Below are 24,776 nucleotides of genomic sequence, written 5' to 3'. Positions count from 1 at the left end.
GGACCGGTCAGCCCTTCTCCATGTAGGCCGCGCGGTCCTCGTCCAGCAGGCTGGCCAGGGCCGTGCGCAGGTCCGGATGGGCGGTGAGGTCCGGGTCCTCGGCGACCAGCCGGGTGGCCTCGGCCCGGGCGGTCACGATGACCTCCTCGTCCTCCAGCACCGAGAGCACCTTGAGCGAGGACTTCACCCCGGACTGCGCCTGGCCCAGCACATCGCCCTCACGGCGCTGTTCGAGGTCGATCCGGGACAGCCGGAAGCCGTCCAGGGTCTCCGCCACCGCGTCCAGCCGGGCCCGGGCCGGACTGGCCGCCGGCATGTCGGTGACCAGCAGGCAGAGCCCGGGGGCGGAGCCCCGCCCGACCCGGCCGCGCAGCTGGTGCAGCTGGGAGACGCCGAACCGGTCCGCGTCCATGATCACCATCGCGGTGGAGTTCGGCACGTTCACCCCGACCTCGATCACCGTGGTGGCGACCAGGACGTCCACCTCGCCGGCCGCGAACCGGCGCATCACCTCGTCCTTGACCTCCGGTGCCAGCCGGCCGTGCAGGATCTCCACCCGCAGCCCGGCCAGCGGGCCCGCCACCAGCTTCGCGGTGGTCTCCACCACGGACAGCGGGGGCCGCCGATCGCCGTCGGCCGCCGCGCCCTCGTCCGGCGCGTCGTCGAGCAGCTCCTCCGAGTCCTCCGCCGGACGGCGCTTGCGCTTCGCGCCCTTCGCCGGCTCCGGCTCCTCGTCGCCGATCCGGGGGCAGACCACGTACGCCTGGTGGCCCTTGGCCACCTCCTCGCGGACCCGCTCCCAGGCCCGGGTCAGGAAGTTGGGCTTCTCCACGGCCGGCACCACATGGGTGGAGATGGGCGAGCGCCCGGCCGGCAGCTGGTCCAGGACCGAGGTCTCCAGGTCCCCGAAGACGGTCATCGCGACCGTGCGCGGGATCGGGGTGGCCGTCATCACCAGCAGGTGCGGCGGCTGCTCGCCCTTGGCCCGCAGCGCGTCCCGCTGCTCGACGCCGAACCGGTGCTGCTCGTCGACCACGACCAGGCCGAGGTCCTGGAACTGCACCTTGTCCTCGATCAGGGCGTGGGTGCCGATCGCGATCCCGGCGTCCCCGCAGGCCATGTCGAGCAGTGCCTGCCGCCGGGCCGGCACGCCCATCGACCCGGTGAGCAGCGCCACCCGGGTGCCCAGGTCGGAGCCGCCGAGCAGGCCGCCCTCGGCGAGGTCGCCCATCATCTCGACGATCGACCGGTGGTGCTGCTGGGCCAGCACCTCGGTGGGCGCGAGCAGCACCGCCTGCCCGCCCGCGTCGACCACGGCCAGCATGGCCCGCAGCGCCACGAGGGTCTTCCCGGAGCCGACCTCGCCCTGGAGCAGCCGGTGCATGGGGTGGTCGGTCGCCAGGTCGGCGGCGATCTCGGCGGAGACCTTCTGCTGGCCCTCGGTGAGGGTGAACGGCAGCCGGGCGTCGAAGGCGTCCAGCAGGCCGTCGGGGCGGGGCACCCGCGGCTTGGCGGGCAGGGCGGAGTCGGCGGCCCGGCGCCGGGCGAGGGCGACCTGGAGGACGAAGGCCTCGTCCCAGCGGAGCCGGTCCTGGGCGCGCTCGCGGTCGGCCTGACTCAGCGGGCGGTGGATCAGTTCGAGCGCCTCGGGCAGCGCGATCAGGCCGTGCCGGTCGCGGAGTTCGGCGGGCAGCGGCTCGCCGACGTCGGACACGTGCTTGGTGAGCGCCGTCTCCACGCAGAGCGCGAGCTTCCAGCTGGGCATCTGGGCGCTGGCCGGGTAGACCGGGATCATTCGGCCGGCGAACTTGGCGGCAGCGCCGTCGCCGTCCGTGTCGTCGAGCAGCTGGTAGTCCGGGGAGGCCAGCTGGCGGGCCCGGTTGAACACCCCGACCTTGCCCGCGAACAGGCCCTGGGTGCCCGGTCGCAGCTCCTTCTGCCGCCAGCCCTGGTTGAAGAAGACCAGCGTGAGCCGGCTGCGGCCGTCGGTGACCACCACCTCCAGCCGGTCGCCCTTGCGGCCGCGGAACGGGATCAGGGTGACCTTGTCGATCCGGGCCAGCACGGTGACGTGCTCGTCCACCTCCAGCTCGTCCAGACTGGTGAGCTGGCCCCGCTCGACGTAGCGGCGCGGATAGTGGTGCAGCAGGTCCCCGACCGTGCGCAGCTTGAGACTGTCGGCGAGCACCTTGGCGGTCCGGTCGCCGACGAGCTTGGTCAGTGGTTCATCGAGAGCGCCCATCAGGCCCCTGTCTACACCACCGGACCGACAGTGCGGCCCGCACACCGCCCGGTCGCCCGACCGATCGCCCGACCGATCGCCCGACCGATCGCTCGACCGGTCCGGGTGTTCACTCGACTCCGATGAGCAGCGGCGCCGACTCCTGGCCGCCGTGGAAGACCACCGCGTCCACCTCCGGGCGGCTGTGCCGGGCCTGGGCGGCCAGCTGCTCGGCGAGGCCCTCGGGGGCGCCCTCGCCGAGGATCAGGGTGACCAGCTCGCCCCCGCCGCCGAGCATCCGGTCCAGCACGCTCGCGCCGACCTCGGCCAGCCCGGCGCCGATCACCGCGACGTCCCCGTCGATCAGCCCCAGCACGTCACCGGCCTGGCAGACCCCGGCCATGGTCCAGGACTCGCCCTCGGCGACGGCCAGTTCGGCGTACCGGGTGGCACCGGCCGCCGAGGTCATCGCGACCACGTCCTCGTCGAAGCGCCGGCCGGCCTCGTGCACGGCGAGCGCGGCCAGCCCCTGGACCGGCGAGCGGGTGGGCAGCACCGCGATCCGCACCCCCTCCTCGCGCAGCTGGTCGGCGGCGGCCCCGGCGGCGGCCCGCAGCTCGGGGTCGTTGAGCAGCAGCACCACCTCGCGGGCGGCGGCGCGGCGTACGGCGGCGGTGAGCTCGGCACTGGCCGGCGGGCGGCCGGGCTCGGCGTGCAGCACGACCGCGCCGGCCTGTTCGCAGAGTTCGGCGAGGCCCGCGCCGGAGACCACCGAGAGCACCGCGCGGGCCCGCCACTCGGGCTCGCCCCGGCCGGCGGCGGTGCCGGAGCGGGCGGCGGCCTCGGCGAAATGGGTGATCCGGATCTGGTGCGGGCGCCCGGCCCCGACCCCGGCCTCGACGGCCGCGCCGGCGTCGTCGACGTGGACGTGGACGTTCCACAGGCCGTCGCCGCCGCCGACCACCAGCGAGTCCCCGAGCCCGGCGAGCCGTTCGCGCAGCGCGGGCAGCGCCTCGTCGGGCGCGTCCAGCAGGTAGATCACCTCGAAGGCGGGGTGGCCCGGCCCGGGCGGGCGCAGATGGCGCCGGCAGCTCTCCACCGGCCGGAGGTCGTCGCGCAGCGCGACCGGACCCATCGGCTGGTGGCCGGCGACCGCGTCGGCGAGCGCCCCGAGGACGGCGACCAGGCCCCGGCCGCCGGCGTCCACCACGCCGTTCTCGGCCAGGACGGGGAGCTGCTCGGGGGTGTGCCGCAGGGCCTCCCTGGCAGCCCGGTGGGCGGCCTCGGCGACCTGGCCGAGGCCGTCGCCGGCCCGGGCGGCCTCCCCGGCGGCTACCCGGGCGACGGTCAGCAGGGTGCCCTCGACCGGTTCGGCGACCGCCTGGTAGGCGGAGTCGGCGGCCCGCTGGAGGGCGGTCCGCAGCCGGTCGGCGCCGCCGCCACCGGCGAGGGTCTCGGCGGCGCCGCGCAGCCACTGGGCGAGGATCACCCCGGAGTTGCCCCGGGCACCGACGAGCGCGCCCCGGGCCATCGCCCGGACGGTCTCGGCCAGGCCGGGCGCCGGACCGGGGCCAGGGTCGGCGAAGCGGCTCTCGACGGCCGCGGCGGCCGACTCCACGGTCAGGTACAGATTGGTGCCGGTGTCGCCGTCCGGGACGGGGTAGACGTTGAGCGCGTCGATCTCCTCGCGGGCCTGGCCGAGCGCCCGCAGCGCCAGTTGGCACCAGCTGCGCACGGCCGGGGCGTCGAGCGTGTGCAGCACCAGGTCTCCTCCGGAGTGGGACGCCGTGATGGCCTGAGAGTGAACGGCGAGGGGTGGTACGGGCAGGTTATCGGGGCCCGGACGGCGGCGGCGGACACGGCGGCCGGAGCGATCACCCCCCTGGTCATGGTAGTTTCGTCGAACGGAAGCAAGCGTTGTATGCTCTTCCGGTTGCCTGGAACAGGTCCAGGCTCTCCCCTTGGTCCGGTTCGGTTCACGTGAGTGCTCCGCTGGTCCGGCGGGGTTGTCTCACGTAAATGATTCTGAAGTCTTGGAGTGACTCCTGTGGCTGCCAACTGCGACGTCTGCGGCAAGGGGCCGGGCTTCGGCAACAGCATCTCCCACTCGCACCGCCGTACCCCCCGTCGCTGGAACCCCAACATCCAGACGGTGCGCGCTGTGGTTGGGCGGACGCCGAAGCGGCTCAATGTCTGCACCTCGTGCATCAAGGCCGGTAAGGTCTCGCGCTGACGCGCAGACCGGTATGCCGGTCCTCCAGTGAGTCGGTTCATCCCCGGGTGAACCGGCTTTCTGTTGTTCCGGTATCCAGCCGTCCTGATGTGGGCGGGCCCTCGGGCCCGCCCACAGGCATGTCCGGGGGCGGGAGCTAGCGCCAGCGCCAGGCGTGGTCCACCGGGCCGATGCCGGCGCCGAGCGCGAAGCCGCCGGCGATCGCGCCGGTGATGTACTCCTTGGCCGAGGCCACCGCCGCCGGCAGCTCCTCGCCCTTGGCGAGGCCCGCGGCGATCGCGCTGGCCAGGGTGCAGCCGGTGCCGTGGGTGTGCCGGTTGTCGTAGCGCGGCGCCCGGTACCAGTACTCCTCCCCGGCGCCCCCGTACAGCAGGTCGGCCGCCTCGCCGGCCAGGTGCCCGCCCTTGACCAGCACCCAGCGGGGCCCGAGGTCGAGCAGCGCCTTGGCGGCGTCCAGCATGTCGCCCTCGCCCTCGACCGTCCGGCCGGTGAGCTGCGTCACCTCGTGCAGGTTGGGTGTGGCGAGGGTGGCGACCGGCAGCAGCCGCTCCCGGACGGTGGCGACGGCCTCGGCGGCGAGCAGCGCGTCGCCGTGCTTGGAGACGCCCACCGGGTCCACCACGACCGGGGCGCCGACCCCGGTCAGCAGTTCGGAGACGGTCTCGACCAGCTCGATCGAGGCGAGCATGCCGGTCTTCACGGCCTGGACGCCGATGTCGTCGACCACACTGCGGAACTGGGCCCGGACGGCCTCGGCCGGAAGCTCCCAGTAGCCCTGGACGCCGAGCGAGTTCTGCGCGGTGACGGCGGTGAGGACGCTCATGCCGTGGACGCCGAGGGCGAGCATCGCCTTGAGGTCGGCCTGGATGCCGGCGCCGCCGCCGGAGTCGGAGCCGGCGACGGTGAGCACACGAGGGGGTGCGGTGGAGGACATGGCCCCAACCTACGTGGTCAGAGCACGGCCTCCGACTCCGCCCAGCGCTCCTCGGGGACGGTCTTGAGCCGGGTCACCGCGTCGGCGATCGGCACCAGCCGGATGTCGCCCCGGCGCAGCGCGGTGAAGTGGCCGAACGCGCCCTGGTGGACGGCCTCCACGGCGTGCCAGCCGAAGCGGGTGGCGAGGACGCGGTCGCGGGCGGTCGGGGTGCCGCCGCGCTGGACGTGGCCGAGGATGACCGGGCGGGCCTCCTTGCCGAGCAGGTTCTCCAGTTCGTTGGCGAGGCGGTTGCCGATCCCGCCGAAGGTGCGGTGCCCGAACCGGTCGAGTTCGCCGTGGTCGAAGCGCATGGTGCCGGGCATCGGGGAGGCGCCCTCGGCGACCGCGATGATGGCGAACTTCTTGCCCCGGGAGAAGCGGTCCTCGACCATCCGGGCCACGCCCTCGATGTCGAACGGCTTCTCGGGGATCAGGATTCCGTGCGCACCGCCCGCCATGCCGGCGGTGAGGGTGATCCAGCCGGTGTGGCGTCCCATCAGCTCGACGACCATCACCCGCTGGTGCGACTCGGCGGTGGTCTTGAGCCGGTCGATCGCCTCGGTCGCCACGTGCACGGCGGTGTCGAAGCCGAAGGTGACGTCGGTGGCGTCGATGTCGTTGTCGATGGTCTTCGGGACGCCGACCACCGGCAGTCCGGCCTCGCTGAACTGCCGGGCGGCGGTGAGGGTTCCCTCGCCGCCGATCGCGATCAGCGCGTCGATGCCGATGTCCCGGGCGAGGGTCTTGGCGTTCTCCACCGCCCAGGCGATCCGCTCGCGCTGCACCCGGGCCGAGCCGAGGACGGTGCCGCCGAGGGTGAGCAGACCGGTGACGTCGTCGTGCGAGACCGGCCGGGTGCGGCCCTCGATCAGCCCGAGGAAGCCGTCCTCGATGCCGACGATCTCGTCGCCGTGCACATCGGTGCCGCGGTGCACCACGGAGCGGATCACCGCGTTCAGGCCGGGGCAGTCGCCGCCGCTGGTCAGGACTCCGATGCGCATGCCGGTGGCTCTCCCGCTCCAAGTGGTTCAGACCACAGTGGTCCAGACCACTCATGTCGAGGACGGGTGGCCGGGCTGTGGGCCAAGCCTACGCACACACCCCGCCGGGGGCCGGTTCGCGCCAGCGCCCGGGAGCGTCGCGCGCCCCCGTCGTGCGCCCTGCGGACCTGCCCCCCGGACTCCCCATTGCCTCTCCCGGCCCCGGGCCGGTCACTCCGAGAAGTGGTCCCAGCCGCCGACCCGGTCCCAGGGCTCGCCGTCCACCGTCACCCGGCCGCCCCTGGCCGCCCGCGAGCGGCCGACGACCTCGCCCACCACCCGCCAGCGGGCGGGCAGTTGGACCCCGCGCGGGAAGGTCGCCACGATCGCGTGGTCCTCCCCCCCGGACAGCACCCACACCAGCGGGTCGACCCCGACCGCCTGGCCGATGTCCGCCATCTGCGCGGGCACGTCGAAGTCGGCCGCCCTCAGGTCGATGTCCACCCCGCTCGCCAGCGCCACATGCCCGAGGTCGGCCACCAGCCCGTCGCTCACGTCGATCATCGCGGTGGCGCCGAGCTCCGCGCCGGACGGCCCCGCGTGGTACGGCGGTTCGGGACGGCGGTGGGCCTCGACGAAGGCCCGCGGCGAGCGGAAGCCGCGCTGCAGCACCGTCAGGCCCGCCGCCGACCAGCCGAGCCAGCCGGTGACCGCGACCACGTCGCCCACCTGGGCACCGGCGCGCGTCACCGGCGCGCGCCCCTGAAGGTCCCCGAGCGCCGTGATGGCCAGCGTGATGGTGTCCCCGCGCACCACGTCACCGCCGACCACCGTCGCGCCGGCCACCTGGCACTCGTCGCGCAGCCCGTCCATCAGCTCGGTGGCCCAGGTGGTCGGCAGGTCCGCCGGCGCGACCAGGCCGAGCAGGATCGCGGTCGGCACGGCGCCCATCGCGGCCACGTCGGCGAGGTTCTGCGCGGCCGCCTTGCGGCCCACGTCGTACGCGGTGGACCAGTCCCGGCGGAAGTGCCGGTTCTCGATGAGCACATCGGTGGTCGCCACCACCCGGCCGTCCGGGGCCTTCACCACGGCGGCGTCGTCGCCCGGGCCGAGGTCGACCGCGTCGGTGAGCGGCACCCGGGCGGTCAGCTCCCTGATGAGTCCGAACTCGCCGAGCTCGCCCACGGTCCCCTGCATCTGCCGTCCTCCCGGTCGCGCCCGGCCCCGGGCGCCTACGTCCTGCGGCCACGCCGCCCTCGCGCGCAGCGTACGCCCTCCGACGGCGCAGAGGTCTCCCCTCCCCGGCCCACCGGGGGGTAGCGTGGTGATCAGTCTGCCGTGAACCCGTTCGCCACCCGACACCCGACCGGGTCCGCACGGCCGCGATCCCCGTACCCAGCCGCCCGGAGGTCCCCGTGGTACAGGCCTACATCCTGATTCAGACCGAGGTCGGCAAGGCCAGCGCCGTCGCCGAGTCCATCGCCAAGATCCCCGGCGTCCTGCAGGCCGAGGACGTCACCGGACCGTACGACGTGATCGTCCGGGCCGAGGCCGACACCGTGGACGACCTCGGCCGTCTGGTCGTCGCCAAGGTCCAGCAGGTCGAGGGCATCACCCGCACCCTGACCTGTCCCGTCGTCCACCTGTAGGACCCGCATACCATCGGCGGGTGACCCGAGAACTCCGCGCCCCCCGCTTCCTGGCGGCACTGCCGGCCCCCGTTCGGTGGCTGGCGGTGCCGACCGCGCTCACCTGCACCGTCGTGGTGCTGGTCGGCAGCTGGAGCACGCCAGAGAAGATCGAGACGCCGGCCCCGGCCCCCAAGGCCGCCGGCTACTGCCGGGCCCTCGCCGACGCGCTCCCCCAGGAGCTGTACGGCCACCCCCGCAAGGACCCGACCCCCGCCTCGCCGTTCGTGGCCGCCTGGGCCAGCTCGCCGAGGGTGGTGCTGCGTTGCGGCGTTGACCGGCCGGAGGCCCTGAACGGCCCGGCCGCCCTGGACGTCTCGCCGATGATCGACGACGTGACCTGGTGGCCGCAGGAGTTGGGGGACGGCGGCTACCGCTACACCGTCACGATGCGCAAGGCGTACGTGGAGCTCACCGTGCCCAAGGGCTCGTTCGCCAACCCGATGGACGTGGTCGCCGCGCTCTCCCCCGTGGTCGCCGCCACCATCCCCTGACCGAACGGGACCGGAGCGGACCCGACCGGCACGCAGGAGGGCGGCCCCGGAACCCCGGGACCGCCCCGTCACGCGTCGGCGCGGTTACCGCAGGCCGGTCGAGCGGCGCAGCGCCGCCTGCAGCAGCCGGTCCACCAGCTCCGGGTACGACATCCCGCTGGCCTCCCACATCTTGGGGTAGGCCGAGATCGGGGTGAAGCCGGGCATGGTGTTGACCTCGTTGACCATCCAGCTGCCGTCGTCCAGCAGGAAGAAGTCCACCCGGGCCAGGCCCTCGCAGCCGAGCGCCTCGAAGGCCTCGATCGCCTGGCGGCGGATCGCGGCGGTCTCCCCCTCGGTGAGCTCGGCCGGGATCCGGACCTCGGAGGAGTCGATGTACTTGGCCTCGAAGTCGTAGAACTCGTAGCCGCCGCCGACCAGGACCTCGGCCGGGACGCTCGCCCGCGGGCCGTCCTCGAACTCCAGCACCGCGCACTCCAGCTCGCGGCCGGAGACACCCGCCTCGATGATCAGCTTGGGGTCGTGGCGGCGCGCCTCCTCGATCGCGGCGTCGAGGTCGGAGAGGTCCTTGACCTTGCTGATGCCGATGCTGGAGCCGGCCCGGCAGGGCTTCACGAACAGCGGCAGGCCGAGGCCCGCGACGCGCTCGCGGACCGCGGCCCGGCCCTCCTCGGTCTCCCACTCGCGCGGCCGGACGACGGTGTACCGCCCGACGCCGAGGCCGTGCGAGGCCAGCAGGCGCTTGGTGAACTCCTTGTCCATGCCCGCCGCGCTGGCCAGCACGCCGTTGCCGACGTACGGCACGCCGGAGAGCTCCAGCAGGCCCTGCAGCGTGCCGTCCTCGCCCCACGGGCCGTGCAGCAGCGGGAAGACCACGTCCACCTCGCCGAGCGCCTTGGGGGCGGCACCGGGCTCGCTCCAGACCACCTCGCGAGTGCCTGGGTCGACCGGCAGCGCGACCCGGCCCTCGGTGGACTCGGCGACGTGCTCGACGTCCGGCAGCCGGCCGTCGGTGATCGCCATCCGGGCCGGCTCGTCGCTGGCCAGCGCCCAGCGGCCCTCGTGGGTGATGCCGATCGGCAGCACCTCGTACTTGTCGCGGTCGATCGCCCTCAGCACGCTGCCCGCGGTGGAGACCGAGATGGCGTGCTCGGAGCTGCGGCCGCCGAACACGACGGCGACCCGCGGCTTCGCGGACGGGTTCTGGGAGGTCTGTTCGATGCTCATATCGCGACAGAGGGTACCCCGAGGCGGGTTTCGGGACAGTGACCGACCCGACCGGGCCCGGTCCGGTGCCCGGCCGGGCACCGGACCGTCAGCGCCGTTCGGGCTTGGCCGAGCGGGACATCAGCGCCCGCAGCGCCTCCTGGGTGGGCCGCCCGTTGTGCACGACGTCCACCACCGCCTCGACGATCGGCATGTCGACGCCGCTGCGCCGGGCCAGGTCGAGCACCGACTCGCAGGACTTGACGCCCTCCGCGGTCTGCCGGGTGGCCGCGATGGTCTCCGCGAGCGACATGCCCCGGCCCAGGTTGGTGCCGAAGGTGTTGTTGCGGGAGAGCGGCGAGGAGCAGGTCGCCACCAGGTCGCCCATGCCGGCGAGCCCGGCGAAGGTGTGCGCGTCCGCGCCGAGCGCCAGCCCCAGCCGGGTGGTCTCGGCCAGCCCGCGGGTGATCAGGGTCGCCTTGGTGTTGTCGCCGAGCCCCATGCCGTTGGCCATGCCGACCGCCAGGCCGATCACGTTCTTCACCGCGCCGCCCAGCTCGCAGCCGATCACGTCGGTGTTGGTGTACGGCCGGAAGTACGGCGTGTGGCAGGCCGCCTGGAGCCGCTTGGCGACCGCCTCGTCGGTGCAGGCGACGACGCTCGCGGCGGGCTGCCGGTTGGCGATCTCCCGGGCCAGGTTGGGGCCGCTGACCACGGCGATCCGCTCCGGGCCGACCCCGGCGACCTCGCCGATGACCTCGCTCATCCGCTTGGCGGTGCCGAGCTCGATGCCCTTCATCAGGCTGACCAGGACGGTCTGCGGCTCCAGCAGCGGCGCCCAGGCGGCGAGGTTCTCGCGCAGCGTCTGCGAGGGCACCACCAGCACCGCGAAGTCCGCGCCGGCCAGCGCCTCGGCGGGGTCGGTGGTGGCCCGGACGGTGTCCGGCAGCCGGACCCCGGGCAGGTAGTCCGGGTTGGTGTGGGTGGCGTTGACGGCGTCCGCCAACTCCTGGCGGCGGCCCCAGAGGGTCACCTCGCACCCGGCGTCCGCGAGGATCATCGCGAACGCGGTGCCCCAGGAACCGGTGCCGAACACGGCGCAGCGGGTCACTTGGCTTCCTCCCCTGCCTCGTCGGTGCCGCGGCCGCCCTCGCGGCGGGCCGCGGCGGCGGCCCGCAGCCGGGCCGCTTCCCGCATGTCGTACCGCTCCGCGGGCGGTTCCTCGCCCCGGACGTCGGCCAGCACGGCGGTGATCGCCGTCATGATGTCCTCGGTGGCGTCCCTGAGGACCTGGGCGGTCAGCTCCTGGCCCTGGTACTTGCTCAGGTCGACGGCCGGTCCGGCCGCCACGACCACCCGGTGGCGCGGGAACAGGTTGAACCTGCTCCGCCCCGCCCCGCCCCGGCCGTACGGCGGGATGATCTCGTGCGCGCCCCAGTGGGCCACCGGGACGACCGGCGCGCCGGTCATCAGCGCCACCCGGGCGACCCCGCTCTTGCCGGTCATCGGCCACAGGTCCGGATCCCGGGTCAGCGTTCCCTCCGGGTAGAACTGCACGCACTGGCCGCTGTTGACCGCGTCGATGGCGGACCGGAAGGCCTGCGCCGCGTCGGTCGACTCGCGGAACACCGGGATCTGGCCGGTCTTGCGGAGCATGAACCCGATGAACGGGACCGAGAACAGCGAGGACTTGCCGAGGATCCGGGGCGGCCGCCCGCTGTTGTACTGCCAGTGCGCGTACACGAGCGGGTCGATGATCGAGTTGTGGTTGACCGCGACGATGAAACCGTCCCGCTTCGGCAGGTGCTCCCAGCCGCGCCAGTCCGGCTTGACCAGCGCGGTGGTCACCGGCTTCACCAGCACGGCCGCAAAGCGGTACCAGAAGCCGTAGTCGGCGTTGCCGAAGCTGGCGTACGAGCGGCGGGCCACCCCAGGTCCTCCTCATTCGTGCGGCACGTGGGGTGCCGCGGTCGATCTCGCTTCCGCCGCCCTCTCGGGGGCACGGGCGCGGAACAGTGTCGCCCGACCGCTCGCCGGCTGTCGAGCAACCCCGCCCGGACGTCCGGCGGGCGTGATCAAACGCACGTCCGCACAGCTCGGACGGCCTGGCGAGGCTCCGGGACCGGCGACAGAATGACGCCGATGACCCAGGACACCGTACGCCCCGGCAGGCCCGTCGCGCCCGCCGCACCCGCCGCCGACTGGTCGCTGGTAGTGCCGCTCAAGCGGCTCGCCGGGGCCAAGTCCCGGCTGGCCCCGTTCGCCGGCCCGCACCGCCCCGACCTCGCACTCTCGTTCGCCCTGGACACCGTCGCGGCCGCGCTGGCCGCCCCGGGGACCGGCCGGGTGCTGGTGGTCACCCGGGACGCCGGGGCCGGGGCGCGGCTGGCCGCGCTCGGCGCCCTGGTGGTCGACGACGAACCCGGCGAGGGCCTCAACGAGGCCCTGGCGCACGGCGCGGCGGCCGCGCTGGCCCTCGCGCCCCACGCGCCGCTGGCCGCCCTCTCGGCGGACCTGCCGGCCCTGCGACCGGCCGAGCTGGGCCGGGTGCTGGCCGCCGTCCCGGCGACCGGCCGGGCCTTCCTGCCGGACGCGCCCGGACTGGGCACGACCCTGCTGGCCTGCGCCCCGGGCAGTCCGCTCGACCCCGCGTTCGGGGACGGCTCGCGCGCCCGGCACGCGGCCGGCGGCGCCCGCGAACTCCGGCTGTCCGGCGTGGAGTCGGTCCGCAGGGACGTCGACACCGGCGAGGACCTGGCCGAGGCGCTGGCGCTCGGCGTCGGTCCGCACACCCTCGCCCTGGCCACCCTGCTCGGATACCTGCCGCGGCAGCGGCGGCAGTCCGGCGCGGCATTGCCCGGCTAGGGCTCCCTTCGGAGCTCGCCAGGGGTTGTCGGTGCCCCTCGCTATGCTGCTGGCATGCAGGCCACCGCGTTCACCTACGACCCCGCCACCCGGGCCGGCTCCGTGCTGCTCGACGACGGGACCCCGGTGCCGTTCGACACGGCCGCCTTCGACGCCGGCGGGCTGCGCCTGCTGCGTCCGGGCCAGCGGGTGCGGATCCGCACCGAGGGCGCGGGTGACGCCCGTCGGGTGGTCTTCCTGACGCTGCAGACCTTCCCGGACCCGGCCTCGGACTGACCGGGGCGGCGGCTCCCTCAGGAGCCGCGGATCCACCGGGAGCCCGGGCCGCGGGGGGAAATCCCGGAAAAGCGATAAGCCGTGGCACCACCCCGCCGGGAATTCCCGGAGGAGGGCGGCGCCACGGCTCGCGAAGGCCGTCCGACGACGACGCGCACCGACTACTTGGCGGTGGTCTTGCGCGCGGTGGTCTTGCGGGTGGTGGTCTTCTTCGCCGGCGCCGTCTTCTTGGCCGTGGCGGTGGTCTTCTTGGCGGCGGCCGTGGTGGTCGCCTTCTTGGCGGCGGCGGCCGTCTTCTTGGTGGCGGTCGCAGCCGTCTTCTTGGTCGCGGTCGCGGTGGTCTTCTTCGCGGCGGCGGTGGTGGTCGCCTTCTTGACGGCGGCCGTCTTCTTGGTGGCGGCCGTCTTGGTGGCGGCGGCCTTGGTCGCGGTCGCCTTGGTGGCGGTCGCCTTGGTGGCCGTCTTCTTGGCAGCGGCCTTCTTCGCCGGGGTGGCGGCAGCGGCGGCGGCAGCGGCCGTGGCGGCGCGCTTGGTGGCGGCACGCTTGGCGGCCGGAGTGGCGGCGACACCGCTCTTGCCCGGGGTGAGGGAGCCCTTGGGCGCCTTCTTCACCGAGGGGCCTTCCTTCGGCAGCTTCTTGGCGCCGCTGACCAGGTCCTTGAAGCCCTGGCCCGGGCGGAAGCGCGGCACCGAGGTCTTCTTGACCTTGACCTTCTCGCCGGTCTGCGGGTTGCGGGCGAAGCGCGCGGAGCGCTCCACCTTCTCAAAGGTGCCGAAACCGGTGACCGAAACACGGTCGCCGGCCACGACGGCGCGCACCATGGTGTCGAGCACTGCGTCGACGGCCTCTGCGGCAGCCTTGCGACCGCCCAGCTGCTCGGCCACCGCTTCGACAAGCTGAGCCTTGTTCACGTCTTCCCCTTCAGAAACGGGCGCCGGATGATTCCATCCGTTCATTTCGCACGTTAGGTATGTATCTGCGGACTTTCAATTACCAAACGCGCGAATCACCCTAGTGTCGCAATGGATTTGCGCGTCGGCGACCTCAGACGACGGGCGGGCGCCCCTCGTCGAGGTCCTGCACAAAGCGACTCAACCGCCGCGCCGCCCCCGGAAGATCGCGCTTGGCGGTCTCGGTGACGATGAGCAGTTGACGGGTGAGAGCGGTCTTTGCATCGGCAGACACGTTCAGCGCATGCACGCGGTCGTGAGCTTGCTTCAACCGCTCGGCCACAAGCGCGAAGAGCGCTGCGACTTCCGGGTCGTCCGGCCCCTCAGCAGCTGAGGTGGCAGCGTCCGGCCGATCGTCAATTCGGCGTTCGGATCCCCGGCCCATGGACTCCGGTGACGCGGGTTCGCCACCCGCGTACGGAGGTTCATGGTGCCGGTGCATGCACTGATTGTGCCATCTACGCGCAGTTGTGCATGCGCGGGGCCCTCCGCCGCTAAACCGAATCATCAATCCGGGCCCCGCGGACGGGCACAACTTCCGCCCCGGAACGGCGGATGGCCCGCCCCCCCGAGGGGGGAGGCGGGCCATCCGGCGGATCGTCAGAATGCTTGTTCAGAACGGGCGGTCAGGCCGCCGGGAGGGTGCGCGGCTTGAACGCGGGACGGCTCTCCTCGAAGGCCGCGATGTCGGCCTCGTTCCGCAGCGTGATGCTGATGTCGTCCAGGCCGTTGAGCAACCGCCAACGGAGGTTGTCGTCCAGTTCGAACGGCTCGGTGATGCCCTCGGCCCGCACCTCGCGGGCCTCCAGGTCGACGGTGACGGGGGCGGTCGGGTCCGCCTCGGTCAGCTCCCAGAGCCGCTCCACGGTCTCCTGCGGGAGGACCACGGTGAGCAGGCCGTTCTTCAGCGAGTTGCCGCGGAAGATGTCGGCGAAACGCGAGGAGATCACGGCGTGGAAGCCGTAGTTCTGCAGGGCCCAGACGGCGTGCTCGCGGGAGGAGCCGGTACCGAACTCGGGGCCGGCCACCAGGACGGTCGCGCCCTGCCGCTCGGGCCGGTTGAGGATGAACCACTCGTCCCGGCGCCAGGCCTCGAACAGTCCGCCCTCGAAACCGGAACGGGTGACCTTCTTCAGCCAATGGGCGGGGATGATCTGGTCCGTGTCGACGTTGCTGCGGCGCAGCGGCACGGCCCGCCCGGTGTGGGTGGTGAACTTCTCCATGCTGCTCAGACCTCCACGGCGGCGGCGGCCACCAGATCGGCGGGGGCCGCCAGGCGGCCCAGGACGGCGGTCGCGGCGGCGACCTGGGGCGAGACCAGGTGGGTGCGGCCGCCCTTGCCCTGGCGGCCCTCGAAGTTGCGGTTCGAGGTCGAGGCGCAGCGCTCGCCGGGGGCGAGCTGGTCCGGGTTCATCCCCAGGCACATCGAGCAGCCCGCGTGCCGCCATTCGGCGCCGGCCGCGGTGAACACCTTGTCCAGGCCCTCCTCGACGGCCTGGAGGGCGACCCGGACGGAGCCCGGGACGACCAGCATCCGCACGCCGTCGGCGATCCGGCGGCCGCGCAGCAGGTCGGCGGCGGCGCGCAGGTCCTCGATCCGGCCGTTGGTGCAGGAGCCGACGAAGACCGCGTCGACCGCGACCTCGCGCAGCGGGGTGCCGGCCTCCAGTCCCATGTAGGCGAGGGCGTTCTCGGCGGCGATCCGCTCCTGCGGGTCGGCGAAGGAGGCCGGGTCCGGCACCGAGGCGCCGAGCGGGGCGCCCTGGCCGGGGTTGGTGCCCCAGGTGACGAAGGGGGTCAGCTCGGCGGCGTCGATGAAGATCTCGTGGTCGAAGACCGCGTCCTCGTCGGTGCCCAGGGTCCGCCAGTACTCGACGGCGGCGTCCCAGTCCTCGCCCTGCGGGGCGTGCGGGCGGCCCTGGAGGTAGGCGAAGGTGGTCTCGTCCGGGGCGATCATGCCGGCCCGGGCACCCGCCTCGATGGACATGTTGCAGATGGTCATCCGGGCCTCCATGGAGAGGCCGCGGATCGCCGAACCCCGGTACTCCAGGACGTAGCCCTGGCCGCCGCCGGTGCCGATCCGGGTGATGATCGCCAGGATGAGGTCCTTGGCGGTGACGCCCTCGGGCAGTTCGCCCTCGACGGTGATCGCCATGGTCCGGAACGGGGCCAGCGGCAGCGTCTGGGTGGCGAGCACGTGCTCGACCTGGCTGGTGCCGATGCCGAACGCCAGCGCGCCGAAAGCGCCGTGGGTGGAGGTGTGGGAATCGCCGCAGACCACGGTCGTGCCGGGCTGGGTGAGGCCCAGCTGGGGGCCGACGACGTGCACGACGCCCTGCTCGATGTCGCCGAGGGAGTGGATCCGGACGCCGAACTCCGCCGCGTTCTTGCGCAGGGTCTCCAGCTGGACCCTGGAGACCGGGTCTGCGATCGGCTTGTCGATGTCCAGGGTCGGGGTGTTGTGGTCCTCGGTGGCGATCGTGAGATCGGTGCGTCGGACCGTGCGCCCGGCCAGCCGGAGGCCGTCGAAGGCCTGCGGGCTGGTCACCTCGTGGAGCAGGTGCAGGTCGATGTAGAGCAGGTCGGGCTCGCCCTCCGCGCGCCGCACGACGTGGTCGTCCCAGACCTTCTCTGCGAGTGTCCGTCCCATCGGAATCCCTCCAGCCGGCCGCGTTGCCGGCCTTCTCGTGTCGTCGGGGTCAAAGCTGTCGCGGCCCGGTGGTGCGGCACTCGACGAGCGACCTGCACACCGGATCGGTGTCCACGATGCGGACACCTCGGCGGGGTCGCATCCTGGATGTCTCCCGGGCTGCTGCATCCAGAGTGGCGCTTTTCGCAGAAGATTGAACTTGCGTCTCGCGGAATGAGACTGCAGTCTTAGCGCATGGACAACTCTAGCGGCGTCGGCGTGCTCGACAAGGCCGCTCTGGTGCTGAGCGCACTGGAGTCGGGCCCCGCCACGTTGGCGGGGCTGGTCGCCGCCACCGGTCTGGCGCGCCCCACGGCCCACAGACTCGCCGTCGCACTCGAACACCACCGTCTGGTCACCAGGGACATGCAGGGCCGGTTCATCCTCGGCCCGCGCCTGTCCGAACTCTCCGCCGCGGCGGGCGAGGACCGGCTGCTCGCCACCGCGGGCCCGGTCCTGACCCACCTGCGCGACGTCACCGGCGAGAGCGCACAGCTCTACCGCCGGCAGGGCGAGATGCGGATCTGCGTCGCGGCCGCCGAGCGGCTCTCCGGTCTGCGGGACACCGTCCCGGTCGGCAGCACCCTGCCGATGAAGGCCGGCTCGGCCGCCCAGGTCCTGCTGGCCTGGGAGGAGCCCGAGCGGCTGCACCGGGGCCTGCAGGGTGCCCGGTTCACCGCCACCGCGCTGAGCGGGGTCCGGCGGCGCGGCTGGGCCCAGTCGATCGGCGAGCGGGAGCCGGGCGTCGCCTCCGTCTCCGCGCCGGTCCGGGGCCCCTCCAACCGCGTCGTGGCCGCCGTCTCGGTCTCCGGGCCGATCGAGCGCCTGACCCGCCACCCCGGGCGGCTGCACGCCCAGGCCATCATCGAGGCCGCCAACCGCCTCACCGAGGCCCTGCGCCGCAGCTGACCCGCCCGTCCCCCGCCCGCCCCCACGCCTCGCCCGAATTCCCCCGCACTCACTCCCCCACTCCCCCGCCGAAGAACCGCGAAGGGCCCCGCTCGCTGTCGAGCGGGGCCCTTCGGACGGGGCTCCCGAGGGATTCCCGGTGGGTTCCCGGCGGCCCGGGAAATCAAAAAAGGCCCCGGGGACCGGGGCCTTTCTTTTCTGGCTGGGGTACCAGGACTCGAACCTAGACTAAATGAACCAGAATCACTCGTGCTGCCAATTACACCATACCCCAACACAAAGCAATCAGCCGATGAGCAACCCCATCGGCTTCCTGCTTCAGTACCCCCGACCGGATTCGAACCGGCGCTACTGCCGTGAGAGGGCAGCGTGCTAGGCCGCTACACAACGGGGGCATCCTGGCGATTCCTTGCGGAATCAGTACCCCCGACCGGATTCGAACCGGCGCTACTGCCGTGAGAGGGCAGCGTGCTAGGCCGCTACACAACGGGGGCTTTCCAGGCGATCCCTTGCGGGACCAGTACCCCCGACCGGATTCGAACCGGCGCTACTGCCGTGAGAGGGCAGCGTGCTAGGCCGCTACACAACGGGGGCTTGTCTTCACTTGTCGCGGTGTGGACCGCAGGTACTGCGCTGGGGTACCAGGACTCGAACCTAGACTAAATGAACCAGAATCACTCGTGCTGCCAATTACACCATACCCCACCAGAGTTGAACCCCTGTCGGGGATCCTCTCGGGCTTGCGCCTCCCGCTCGGCTCCGGCGGGGGCTTTGACTCCCTCGTCGTTGCCCTCCCGGGCGGCGCAGAAAGAACATTACCCGACGTCCGCCCCGGCTCCAAAATCGATAACCCCAGGCAGCGGGGAGGGGGCCGTCCGGTGACCTCCGGGGGCGCCGCGGGCCCGGCCCGGAGGCCGGACCCGCAGGGGCGCCGCCGGTGTCCGGCGGCCGGTCGGAGCGGCGTCCCGGCGCGGCCGGGCAGCTCCTCGCTAGCCCCGCTTCACCACCTTGTTGGCGAGGGTGCCGATGCCCTCGACGGTGACCGCGACCTCGTCGCCGACCTGGATCGGGCCCACGCCGGCGGGGGTGCCGGTGAGGACGACATCGCCGGGCAGCAGCGTCATGGCCTCGGAGATGTGGACGATCAGCTCGGCGACCGAGCGGACCATCAGGGAGGTGCGGCCGGTCTGCCGGAGCTCGCCGTTCACCGTGCAGGTGATGGCGAGGTCGGAGGGGTCGAGGTCGGTCTCGATCCAGGGGCCGAGCGGGCAGGCCGTGTCGAAGCCCTTGGCGCGGGCCCACTGGCCCTCGCGCTGCTGGACGTCGCGGGCGGTCACGTCGTTGGCGCAGGTGTAGCCGAGGATCACCTCGGGGACCCGCTCCAGCGGCACCTCGCGGCACATCCGGCCGATCACCACGGCCAGTTCGGCCTCGTGCTGGACGTCCGAGGAGAACGGCGGGTAGGCGATGTTCTCGGTCGGGCCGATCACCGAGGTGGAGGGCTTGAAGAAGGTGAGCGGGACGTCCGGGACGGCGTTGCCCAGTTCGGCGGCGTGCGCGGCGTAGTTGCGGCCGACCGCGACGATCTTGTTGGGCAGGATCGGGCTCAGCAGCCGGACGTCCTGGAAGCGGTAGCTCTCACCGGTCGGCCGGGGCTGGCCGAACGGATGGCCCGCCAGCGCGTGGACCACCAGCGACTCGGGCCGCGCCGGGTCCCCCTCGACCACACCGAAGGAGACGCTGCCGGCGGCAGGACTCCCCTCCCGGACGGAAAACCTGGCAATGCGCACGGCTCGGGCACCCCTCGCGTCGTCGGCCGCCCGGGGCGCGCCCGGGCGCTGGTGGAGGCCGGTCCCGCTTCGGGCCCGGCCCCGCTCAATCGCCGCCCAGGCTATCGCGCGGGCCCCGGACCGGCCCCTCCACCGGCCCGGGTGTCCGGACGCCGGCGCGGGCGCCCGGGTACGCGAAGGGCCCCGCCACCGGGGTGGCGGGGCCCTTCAGGGTGTATGCGGAACGCTTCAGTCCTGCGGGACGTTCACCACCGGAGCGACCATCAGCCGGGTGCGGCGCGGGTTGGCGGTGGAGGTCGGCAGGTCGGTCGGGTAGGTCACGGCCTCCGGCCGGCGGGCGCCGGGGATCTGGCCGAAGTCCTCGACCGAGGCCAGCGTCGTCCGGCGCGGGTTCGCGGTGGAGTCGGCGGACAGCGTGGACTCGGCGGCCTTCTTCGCCTGGGACATCTCGTCAGCACCTCAAGGTCGTGGCCGGGCGACCGACCGCGATCGGCCCCGGCCTGAGTGATTCGGGAGGATTCTGGGCAGGCTGATTCGGGGCCGTGCTCCGGATACCGCAAGGTTACGGATCTCTTTCCACAGGCACCGTGACCAAAGCTACACATTCATCTGTGATTTTCGTCACAAATCACGGAACATAATGCCTATATCCGACATGTCGCTGCATCAGTTTTTACCGGCATATCGGATATATCGGTCATACCCGAAGCGCCGCGCATCAGGTTGATCTCGCCGCTGCTTGGCATGTATCTGACGAGTGTCCGAAAAAGGCGGTATTCAGGTCCGGTTGCCGTACAGACCGTGAGATTCCGCGCGCGGTGGGTAGTGCCGTCCGATGTGCCCCGCTCGCCCTTGTTGGGATTCCCCGGCTGTGCTGGAATGCCACGGACCGTGGGTAGGGAGTACTCCACCCCGGTGCCCGCTCTCCCGGACCGGCCGGGGTGCGGATGGAAACTCCACACCGTCCAGGCTGCGGCGACGCGGCGGGACGCCCGGTCCAGAGGTTGCGACGCCAGTGCAGGGACGTTTCAAAAGGGGTAGCGGCGGCGCGGGTGACCCTGAGTCGCGTGAGCCGGTGGCAGCCCCCCAGCCGGCGGCGGCCCCCGGCGGTCCGGCCGAACCGACGCCCGACGTGATCGGACGACCCGAGGACGAGGGTGCCGAGCGGAAGTCGGCCCGGGGCAAGCTCCGGTCCTCGCTGACCCGCCGCCGGGCCAAGGGCATGAGCCGGCTCGCCATGCGCAACTGGCGGATCCGCAGCAAGCTGATCGCCCTGCTCGCGCTCCCGGTCATGGTCGCGCTGGTCCTCGGTGGCCTGCGCATCCAGACCTCGCTCGAGACCTCGCAGCAGCTGGCCCAGATGGCCAACCTCTCCGACCTGGCCAAGAAGGCGACCGACCTCGCCAACGCCCTGCAGAACGAGCGGGACGTCAGCGCGGGGCCGATGACCAACAAGCCCAACGCGCCGCTGGACGACGACATCGTCGCCTCCCGCAAGGTCACCGACGACCTCAGCCGCACCTTCACCGCGTCCGCGGACAAGTTCGAGAACCTCGAACTCTCCGGTGGAAAGGCCCTGCTCTTCCAGATCCGCAAGGACCTGAACTCGGTCTCCGACGCGCGTGGCAACCCGTACCAGAACAACCAGAACATCCAGGCGACGATCACCGCCTACGACGTGATCATCCGCGACCTGCTGTCGATCACCCAGGACATCGCGCTCGCGTCCAACAACCGCGAGCTGGTCCGCGCGACCCGTGCCCTGCAGCAGTTCTCGCTCGCCAAGAACTCCACCTCGCAGCAGCGCGCGCTGATCAGCGCCGCGCTCGCCAACCCGGGCGGCCCGGACCTCAGCCTGAGCGACGAGTCCTTCGGCATCCGGTTGAAGTCGTCCTACGACAACGCGCTGACCGGCTTCAACAACATCTACACCTCGCACGACCTGGACAACCTGCGCGGCCAGCTGAGCTACAACTCGGTCGTCGCCGCGGCCGACCGCTACGCCCGGTCGATCCTGCAGCAGAGCGGTATCCACCAGAGCGAGGTCGTCAGCTACAAGGACTGGTACGAGCAGTCCACCGCCAAGATCGCCGCCGAGCGCCGGATCGAGTCCAAGCTCATCGAGGACCTCGACGGAAAGGCCCAGGAGCTCCAGTCCCAGGCCGACACCGAGGCCCTGATCATCGGTGCCGCCGTCGCGCTGGTGCTGCTCGTCGCCCTCGGTGGCGCCGGTCTGATCGCCCGCTCGATGGTGCGCTCGCTGACCCGGCTCCAGGCCGCGGCCGAGGACGTCGCCGAGCGGCGACTGCCCGAGCTGGTCAAGACGCTCTCCGAGACCGACCCGCACGACGTCGACGTCGCCGTCGAACCGGTCGGCGTCGACTCCGCGGACGAGATCGGCCACGTGGCCCACGCCTTCGACATGGTGCACAGCGAGGCCGTCCGCCTCGCCGCCGAGCAGGCCCTCCTCCGCGGCAACATCAACGCGATGTTCACCAACCTCTCGCGCCGCAGCCAGGGCCTCATCCAGCGCCAGCTGTCGCTCATCTCCGAGCTGGAGAGCCGCGAGGCGGACCCGGACCAGCTGGCCAACCTCTTCAAGCTGGACCACCTCGCGACCCGAATGCGCCGCAACGGCGAAAACCTCCTCGTCCTCGCCGGTGAGGACCCGGGCCGCCGTTGGACCCGCCCCGTCCCGCTGGTCGACGTGCTCCGCGCCGCCGCGTCCGAGGTGGAGCAGTACGAGCGCATCGAACTCGCCGCCGTGCCGTCGGCCGAGGTCGCCGGCCGCGTCGTCAACGACCTCGTCCACCTGCTCGCCGAGCTGCTGGAGAACGCCACCTCGTTCTCCAGCCCGCAGACCCGCGTCCGGGTCACCGGCCACGCCCTGCCGGACGGCCGGGTGCTGGTCGAGATCCACGACACCGGTATCGGTCTGAGCCCGGACGACCTCGCCGACATCAACGAGCGCCTCGCCAACCCGCCGACGGTGGACGTCTCGGTCTCCCGCCGGATGGGCCTGTTCGTGGTCGGCCGCCTGTCCCTGCGACACGGCATCCGGATCCAGCTGCGTCCCAGCGACTCCGGTGGCACCACCGCGCTGGTCATGCTCCCGGTGGACGTCACCAACTCCGCCGACCGTCGCGGCGCCGGTCGCCCCGGCGGCGGCCAGCAGCAGCCCAAGCAGCAGCGCGGGGCCGCCCCGACGCCGCGCCAGCAGCGCCAGATGCCGGCCGGCCAGGGCGGCCCCGGCGGCGACCGGGCCGCGCTCGGCCAGGCTCCGGCGGGCGGTGCCCCGCAGGGCCGGCCGCAGCTCGGCCAGGGCGGCCCCGGCCCGTCCGGCGGCCCGGGTGCCCAGGGCGCTCCCGCCGGCGGTCTGCCGACCCGCCAGATCGGCCAGTCGCTGCGGGAGAACCCGCAGCAGGCCGGCCGTCCGGGCACGCCGAACCAGCAGGCCCCCGGCCAGCAGGGTCCCAACCAGCAGGCGCCCAACCAGCAGTCGTCGACCCAGCAGGGCGGCCTCCCGCAGCGTTCCCCGGGCCGGCAGGGCCCGCCGCAGCAGGGCGCGCCGAACCAGCAGGGCGGCCTCCCGCAGCGCTCCCCGGGCCGGCAGGGCCCGCCGCAGCAGGGCGCCCCCGGCGGTCTGCCCCGGCGCGACCGGCAGCCCGGCGGCCCCCAGGGTCCGCAGGGTCCGCAGCAGAACGGCCCCCAGCAGGGCGGCCCGCAGCAGAGCGGTCCGGGGGCACGCCGCCCCGGCCAGGAGCGTCCGCAGGGCGCCGGCGCCCCCGCCGCACGCGGCGGCGAGCAGCCGCAGCACGGCTGGGCCGACCAGTCGGGCCGCCCCGGCGCGCCGGCACCGCAGGGTGCCCGCCCGGGCGAGCGTCCGCAGGACGGACTGCCGCAGCGCCAGCGCCCCGGCCAGGGCCGTCCCGGTCCGCAGGGCCGGCCGCCGCAGGGCCCCCAAGGTCCGCAGCAGGGTCAGGGCGGCCGTCCGCAGCAGCCCGCCCAGGGCAACCGTCCGCAGCCGGGTCAGCAGCAGCCGCTGCCGCAGGCCCAGCAGCCCCAGCCGCTGCCGGCCGCCGACGCCTCCTCGATGGAGAGCACCCAGCAGCTCGCCCGGCCCCGGTTCGAGGCCAGTGACATCGACCCGCGCGACCCGCTGGGCCTCGGCCTGGTGGAGCCGGTGCTGCCGACCGTGCCGAACCCGGCCCGTCCGGAGCGGAACGTCCAGCAGCCGCAGGCCCCGCAGCAGCAGGCCCCGCAGCCGCCCGTGCGGCAGGAGCCGATGGCGCTGCCGTCCGGCCCGTCCGAGGGCGGGGCGCCGGCCGAGCAGGGCTGGTACCGCGAGGAGGGCCGTCCGGGCGAGCAGGCGTACCAGCCGCGCCGTCCCGGCACCACGGCCCCGGGCTTCCCGGCGCAGGACGGTCAGCGACAGGCCCCCCAGAGCCGACCGCAGCGACCGCAGGGCCCGCAGCAGCAGGCGCCGCAGCAGCGGCAGCCGCAACAGGCCCAGGCTCCGCAGGCCCAGCAGCCGCAGGCTCCGCAGGCCCAGGCTCCGCAGTCGCGGCCCGAGCAGCAGGCACCCGGCCAGCCGCAGTCCGACGAGGCCCCGTGGCGCCCGTCCGCCAACGACGAGCGCTGGCGCCGGGCCGAGCAGGTCCGCGAGCCCTCGACCAGCGGGGTCACCATGTCGGGTCTCCCCCGGCGCACCCCGCAGGCCAACCTGGTCTCCGGGACCGCCGAGTCGTCCCCGATGACGGGTCCGCAGGTGTCCCGGGCGCCCGAGGAGGTCCGCGGCCGCCTGACCAACCTGCGCCGCGGCATCCAGCAGGGCCGCCGGGCGGGTGCCGAGCAGGCCGCGGGTCAGCCTCCGGCCAATCCGGCCGGTTCCCACCATGGTGCCCAGCAGCCCGGGTTCGATAGCTTCGGGGGCCGGAACGACGGCAACGCCGCAGATCATCAGGAGCGTTGAGTTGAATCAGATGAGCCAGGCCGCACAGAACCTGAACTGGCTGATCACCAATTTCGTGGACAACACCCCCGGGGTGTCGCACACGGTGGTGGTCTCCGCGGACGGCCTCCTGCTGTGCATGTCGGAGGGTTTCCCCCGCGACCGCGCAGACCAGCTCGCCGCCGTCGCCTCCGGCCTCACCTCCCTCACGACCGGCGCCAGCCGGATCTTCGAGGGCGGCGAGGTCAACCAGACCGTGGTCGAGATGGAACGGGGCTTCCTCTTCCTCATGGCCGTCAGCGACGGCTCCGCCCTCGCCGTCCTCGCCGCCCCCGACTCCGACATCGGCCTGGTCGGCTACGAGATGGCCCTCCTCGTCGACCGCGCCGGCGCGGTCCTCACCCCCGCACTCCGCGCAGAACTCCAGGGCAGTCTCCTGCACTGAGTCGCCCTGAGCGGTACTTCAACCGTCCCACCTCCCCGCCGGGTCCGACCCGACCGGACCCGGCGTTCCGCCCTCAGCTACCCTCAGGCAGCTGATTTCGCCT

General features: G+C 73.1%; 22 protein-coding genes and 5 tRNA genes. 8 read left to right on the top strand and 19 right to left on the bottom strand.

All coding sequences use genetic code 11. The features are described from left to right. Positions 1–7 precede the first annotated feature (7 nt). Positions 8–2,242: an ATP-dependent DNA helicase RecG gene (recG, locus tag OG715_RS27620; protein WP_266271613.1), complete on the bottom strand. Its 2,235-nt coding sequence runs from the start codon at positions 2,240–2,242 to the stop codon at positions 8–10. A 109-nt stretch (positions 2,243–2,351) separates the two neighbouring features. Then, a complete protein-coding gene (locus OG715_RS27615) occupies positions 2,352–3,983 on the bottom strand; it encodes a DAK2 domain-containing protein (protein WP_266271612.1) in 1,632 nt (543 codons plus the stop codon). A gap of 285 nt (positions 3,984–4,268) precedes the next feature. Here OG715_RS27615 and rpmB point away from each other — a divergent pair, with 285 nt between their 5' ends. Next, a complete protein-coding gene (gene rpmB / locus OG715_RS27610) occupies positions 4,269–4,454 on the top strand; it encodes a 50S ribosomal protein L28 (protein ID WP_073813963.1) in 186 nt (61 codons plus the stop codon). 136 nt (positions 4,455–4,590) lie between these two features. Here the strand turns inward: rpmB and thiD are convergent, their stop codons facing one another. The 3 genes from thiD to OG715_RS27595 all read right to left on the bottom strand — a co-directional run bounded on the left by thiD (position 4,591) and on the right by OG715_RS27595 (position 7,607). Beyond that, on the bottom strand, positions 4,591–5,388 hold the full coding sequence (gene thiD / locus OG715_RS27605) for a bifunctional hydroxymethylpyrimidine kinase/phosphomethylpyrimidine kinase (protein ID WP_266271611.1): 798 nt from the start codon (positions 5,386–5,388) through the stop codon (positions 4,591–4,593). A 17-nt stretch (positions 5,389–5,405) separates the two neighbouring features. Beyond that, on the bottom strand, positions 5,406–6,431 hold the full coding sequence (locus tag OG715_RS27600) for a 6-phosphofructokinase (RefSeq protein WP_266271609.1): 1,026 nt from the start codon (positions 6,429–6,431) through the stop codon (positions 5,406–5,408). Between the two features lie 210 nt (positions 6,432–6,641). Beyond that, on the bottom strand, positions 6,642–7,607 hold the full coding sequence (locus OG715_RS27595; RefSeq protein WP_266271608.1) for a thiamine-phosphate kinase: 966 nt from the start codon (positions 7,605–7,607) through the stop codon (positions 6,642–6,644). A 218-nt stretch (positions 7,608–7,825) separates the two neighbouring features. On the opposite strand from OG715_RS27595, the gene OG715_RS27590 reads away from it, so the two are divergent. Together OG715_RS27590 and OG715_RS27585 are read left to right on the top strand one after the other, a co-directional pair. Next, entirely contained in the window at positions 7,826–8,059 is a 234-nt protein-coding gene (locus tag OG715_RS27590) for an Lrp/AsnC family transcriptional regulator (RefSeq protein WP_030396708.1), read from the top strand. Between the two features lie 20 nt (positions 8,060–8,079). Next, positions 8,080–8,592: a DUF3515 domain-containing protein gene (locus OG715_RS27585; protein ID WP_266271607.1), complete on the top strand. Its 513-nt coding sequence runs from the start codon at positions 8,080–8,082 to the stop codon at positions 8,590–8,592. A gap of 84 nt (positions 8,593–8,676) precedes the next feature. Here the strand turns inward: OG715_RS27585 and OG715_RS27580 are convergent, their stop codons facing one another. The 3 genes from OG715_RS27580 to OG715_RS27570 all read right to left on the bottom strand — a co-directional run bounded on the left by OG715_RS27580 (position 8,677) and on the right by OG715_RS27570 (position 11,727). Continuing rightward, positions 8,677–9,819 (bottom strand): D-alanine--D-alanine ligase family protein, encoded by a 1,143-nt coding sequence (locus OG715_RS27580; RefSeq protein ID WP_266271606.1) that lies wholly within the window; start codon positions 9,817–9,819, stop codon positions 8,677–8,679. An 88-nt stretch (positions 9,820–9,907) separates the two neighbouring features. Further along, entirely contained in the window at positions 9,908–10,909 is a 1,002-nt protein-coding gene (locus OG715_RS27575) for an NAD(P)H-dependent glycerol-3-phosphate dehydrogenase (protein WP_266271605.1), read from the bottom strand. Continuing rightward, complete coding sequence (locus OG715_RS27570) at positions 10,906–11,727, bottom strand: lysophospholipid acyltransferase family protein (protein WP_266271604.1); 822 nt, start codon at positions 11,725–11,727, stop codon at positions 10,906–10,908. Before OG715_RS27570 ends, OG715_RS27575 begins: the two co-directional genes overlap by 4 nt. A 213-nt stretch (positions 11,728–11,940) precedes the next feature. Between OG715_RS27570 and cofC the strand changes: the two genes are divergently transcribed. After that, positions 11,941–12,663 (top strand): 2-phospho-L-lactate guanylyltransferase, encoded by a 723-nt coding sequence (cofC, locus tag OG715_RS27565; protein WP_266271603.1) that lies wholly within the window; start codon positions 11,941–11,943, stop codon positions 12,661–12,663. A 54-nt stretch (positions 12,664–12,717) separates the two neighbouring features. Next, on the top strand, positions 12,718–12,939 hold the full coding sequence (locus tag OG715_RS27560; RefSeq protein WP_266271602.1) for a hypothetical protein: 222 nt from the start codon (positions 12,718–12,720) through the stop codon (positions 12,937–12,939). A gap of 161 nt (positions 12,940–13,100) precedes the next feature. Here OG715_RS27560 and OG715_RS27555 read toward each other — a convergent pair whose 3' ends face one another. The 4 genes from OG715_RS27555 to leuC form a co-directional block, all read right to left on the bottom strand. Further along, entirely contained in the window at positions 13,101–13,850 is a 750-nt protein-coding gene (locus OG715_RS27555) for an HU family DNA-binding protein (RefSeq protein ID WP_266271601.1), read from the bottom strand. A gap of 133 nt (positions 13,851–13,983) precedes the next feature. Continuing rightward, positions 13,984–14,250, bottom strand: coding sequence for an SCO5555 family protein (locus OG715_RS42480; protein WP_455583953.1), 267 nt, complete (start codon positions 14,248–14,250; stop codon positions 13,984–13,986). 265 nt (positions 14,251–14,515) lie between these two features. After that, a complete protein-coding gene (gene leuD / locus OG715_RS27545; RefSeq protein ID WP_266271600.1) occupies positions 14,516–15,112 on the bottom strand; it encodes a 3-isopropylmalate dehydratase small subunit in 597 nt (198 codons plus the stop codon). A gap of 5 nt (positions 15,113–15,117) precedes the next feature. Then, positions 15,118–16,539 carry a 3-isopropylmalate dehydratase large subunit gene (leuC, locus tag OG715_RS27540; protein WP_266271599.1) on the bottom strand — a complete coding sequence of 474 codons (1,422 nt, stop codon included), beginning with the start codon at positions 16,537–16,539 and terminating at the stop codon, positions 15,118–15,120. A 234-nt stretch (positions 16,540–16,773) separates the two neighbouring features. On the opposite strand from leuC, the gene OG715_RS27535 reads away from it, so the two are divergent. Beyond that, entirely contained in the window at positions 16,774–17,487 is a 714-nt protein-coding gene (locus OG715_RS27535; protein WP_030306825.1) for an IclR family transcriptional regulator, read from the top strand. A 199-nt stretch (positions 17,488–17,686) separates the two neighbouring features. Here OG715_RS27535 and OG715_RS27530 read toward each other — a convergent pair. The 7 genes from OG715_RS27530 to OG715_RS27500 form a co-directional block, all read right to left on the bottom strand. Beyond that, a tRNA-Gln gene (locus tag OG715_RS27530) sits at positions 17,687–17,761 on the bottom strand. Between the two features lie 48 nt (positions 17,762–17,809). Further along, a tRNA-Glu gene (locus tag OG715_RS27525) sits at positions 17,810–17,882 on the bottom strand. Positions 17,883–17,908: 26 nt separating this feature from the next. Then, a tRNA-Glu gene (locus OG715_RS27520) sits at positions 17,909–17,981 on the bottom strand. Between the two features lie 27 nt (positions 17,982–18,008). Then, positions 18,009–18,081: transfer RNA gene (locus OG715_RS27515), tRNA-Glu, on the bottom strand. A gap of 39 nt (positions 18,082–18,120) precedes the next feature. Beyond that, positions 18,121–18,192, bottom strand: a tRNA-Gln gene (locus OG715_RS27510). Positions 18,193–18,476: 284 nt separating this feature from the next. Beyond that, complete coding sequence (locus tag OG715_RS27505) at positions 18,477–19,277, bottom strand: fumarylacetoacetate hydrolase family protein (RefSeq protein ID WP_266271598.1); 801 nt, start codon at positions 19,275–19,277, stop codon at positions 18,477–18,479. Between the two features lie 228 nt (positions 19,278–19,505). After that, a complete protein-coding gene (locus OG715_RS27500; protein WP_266271597.1) occupies positions 19,506–19,724 on the bottom strand; it encodes a hypothetical protein in 219 nt (72 codons plus the stop codon). A gap of 628 nt (positions 19,725–20,352) precedes the next feature. On the opposite strand from OG715_RS27500, the gene OG715_RS27495 reads away from it, so the two are divergent. Both OG715_RS27495 and OG715_RS27490 read left to right on the top strand, forming a co-directional pair. Continuing rightward, on the top strand, positions 20,353–24,249 hold the full coding sequence (locus OG715_RS27495) for a sensor histidine kinase (RefSeq protein WP_266271596.1): 3,897 nt from the start codon (positions 20,353–20,355) through the stop codon (positions 24,247–24,249). A gap of 10 nt (positions 24,250–24,259) precedes the next feature. Continuing rightward, the gene (locus tag OG715_RS27490; protein WP_043468791.1) at positions 24,260–24,673 is read left to right on the top strand and encodes a roadblock/LC7 domain-containing protein; all 414 of its coding nucleotides are present in this window, start codon (positions 24,260–24,262) and stop codon (positions 24,671–24,673) included. Positions 24,674–24,776: the final 103 nt, after the last annotated feature.

It is taken from the genome of Kitasatospora purpeofusca, assembly GCF_036010405.1.
Classification (GTDB): Bacteria; Actinomycetota; Actinomycetes; order Streptomycetales; family Streptomycetaceae; genus Kitasatospora; species Kitasatospora purpeofusca.
This window is presented reverse-complemented; position numbering and strand designations above follow the sequence as displayed.

Bases quoted from the DNA above. Each gene is read 5' to 3' on its own strand.
- recG (WP_266271613.1), bottom strand. From the start codon at position 2,242: ATGGGCGCTCTCGATGAACCACTGACCAAGCTCGTCGGCGACCGGACC.
- thiD (WP_266271611.1), bottom strand. From the start codon at position 5,388: ATGTCCTCCACCGCACCCCCTCGTGTGCTCACCGTCGCCGGCTCCGAC.
- OG715_RS27600 (WP_266271609.1), bottom strand. From the start codon at position 6,431: ATGCGCATCGGAGTCCTGACCAGCGGCGGCGACTGCCCCGGCCTGAAC.
- OG715_RS27595 (WP_266271608.1), bottom strand. From the start codon at position 7,607: ATGCAGGGGACCGTGGGCGAGCTCGGCGAGTTCGGACTCATCAGGGAG.
- OG715_RS27580 (WP_266271606.1), bottom strand. From the start codon at position 9,819: ATGAGCATCGAACAGACCTCCCAGAACCCGTCCGCGAAGCCGCGGGTC.
- cofC (WP_266271603.1), top strand. From the start codon at position 11,941: ATGACCCAGGACACCGTACGCCCCGGCAGGCCCGTCGCGCCCGCCGCA.
- OG715_RS27560 (WP_266271602.1), top strand. From the start codon at position 12,718: ATGCAGGCCACCGCGTTCACCTACGACCCCGCCACCCGGGCCGGCTCC.
- leuD (WP_266271600.1), bottom strand. From the start codon at position 15,112: ATGGAGAAGTTCACCACCCACACCGGGCGGGCCGTGCCGCTGCGCCGC.
- leuC (WP_266271599.1), bottom strand. From the start codon at position 16,539: ATGGGACGGACACTCGCAGAGAAGGTCTGGGACGACCACGTCGTGCGG.
- OG715_RS27535 (WP_030306825.1), top strand. From the start codon at position 16,774: ATGGACAACTCTAGCGGCGTCGGCGTGCTCGACAAGGCCGCTCTGGTG.
- OG715_RS27500 (WP_266271597.1), bottom strand. From the start codon at position 19,724: ATGTCCCAGGCGAAGAAGGCCGCCGAGTCCACGCTGTCCGCCGACTCC.
- OG715_RS27490 (WP_043468791.1), top strand. From the start codon at position 24,260: ATGAGCCAGGCCGCACAGAACCTGAACTGGCTGATCACCAATTTCGTG.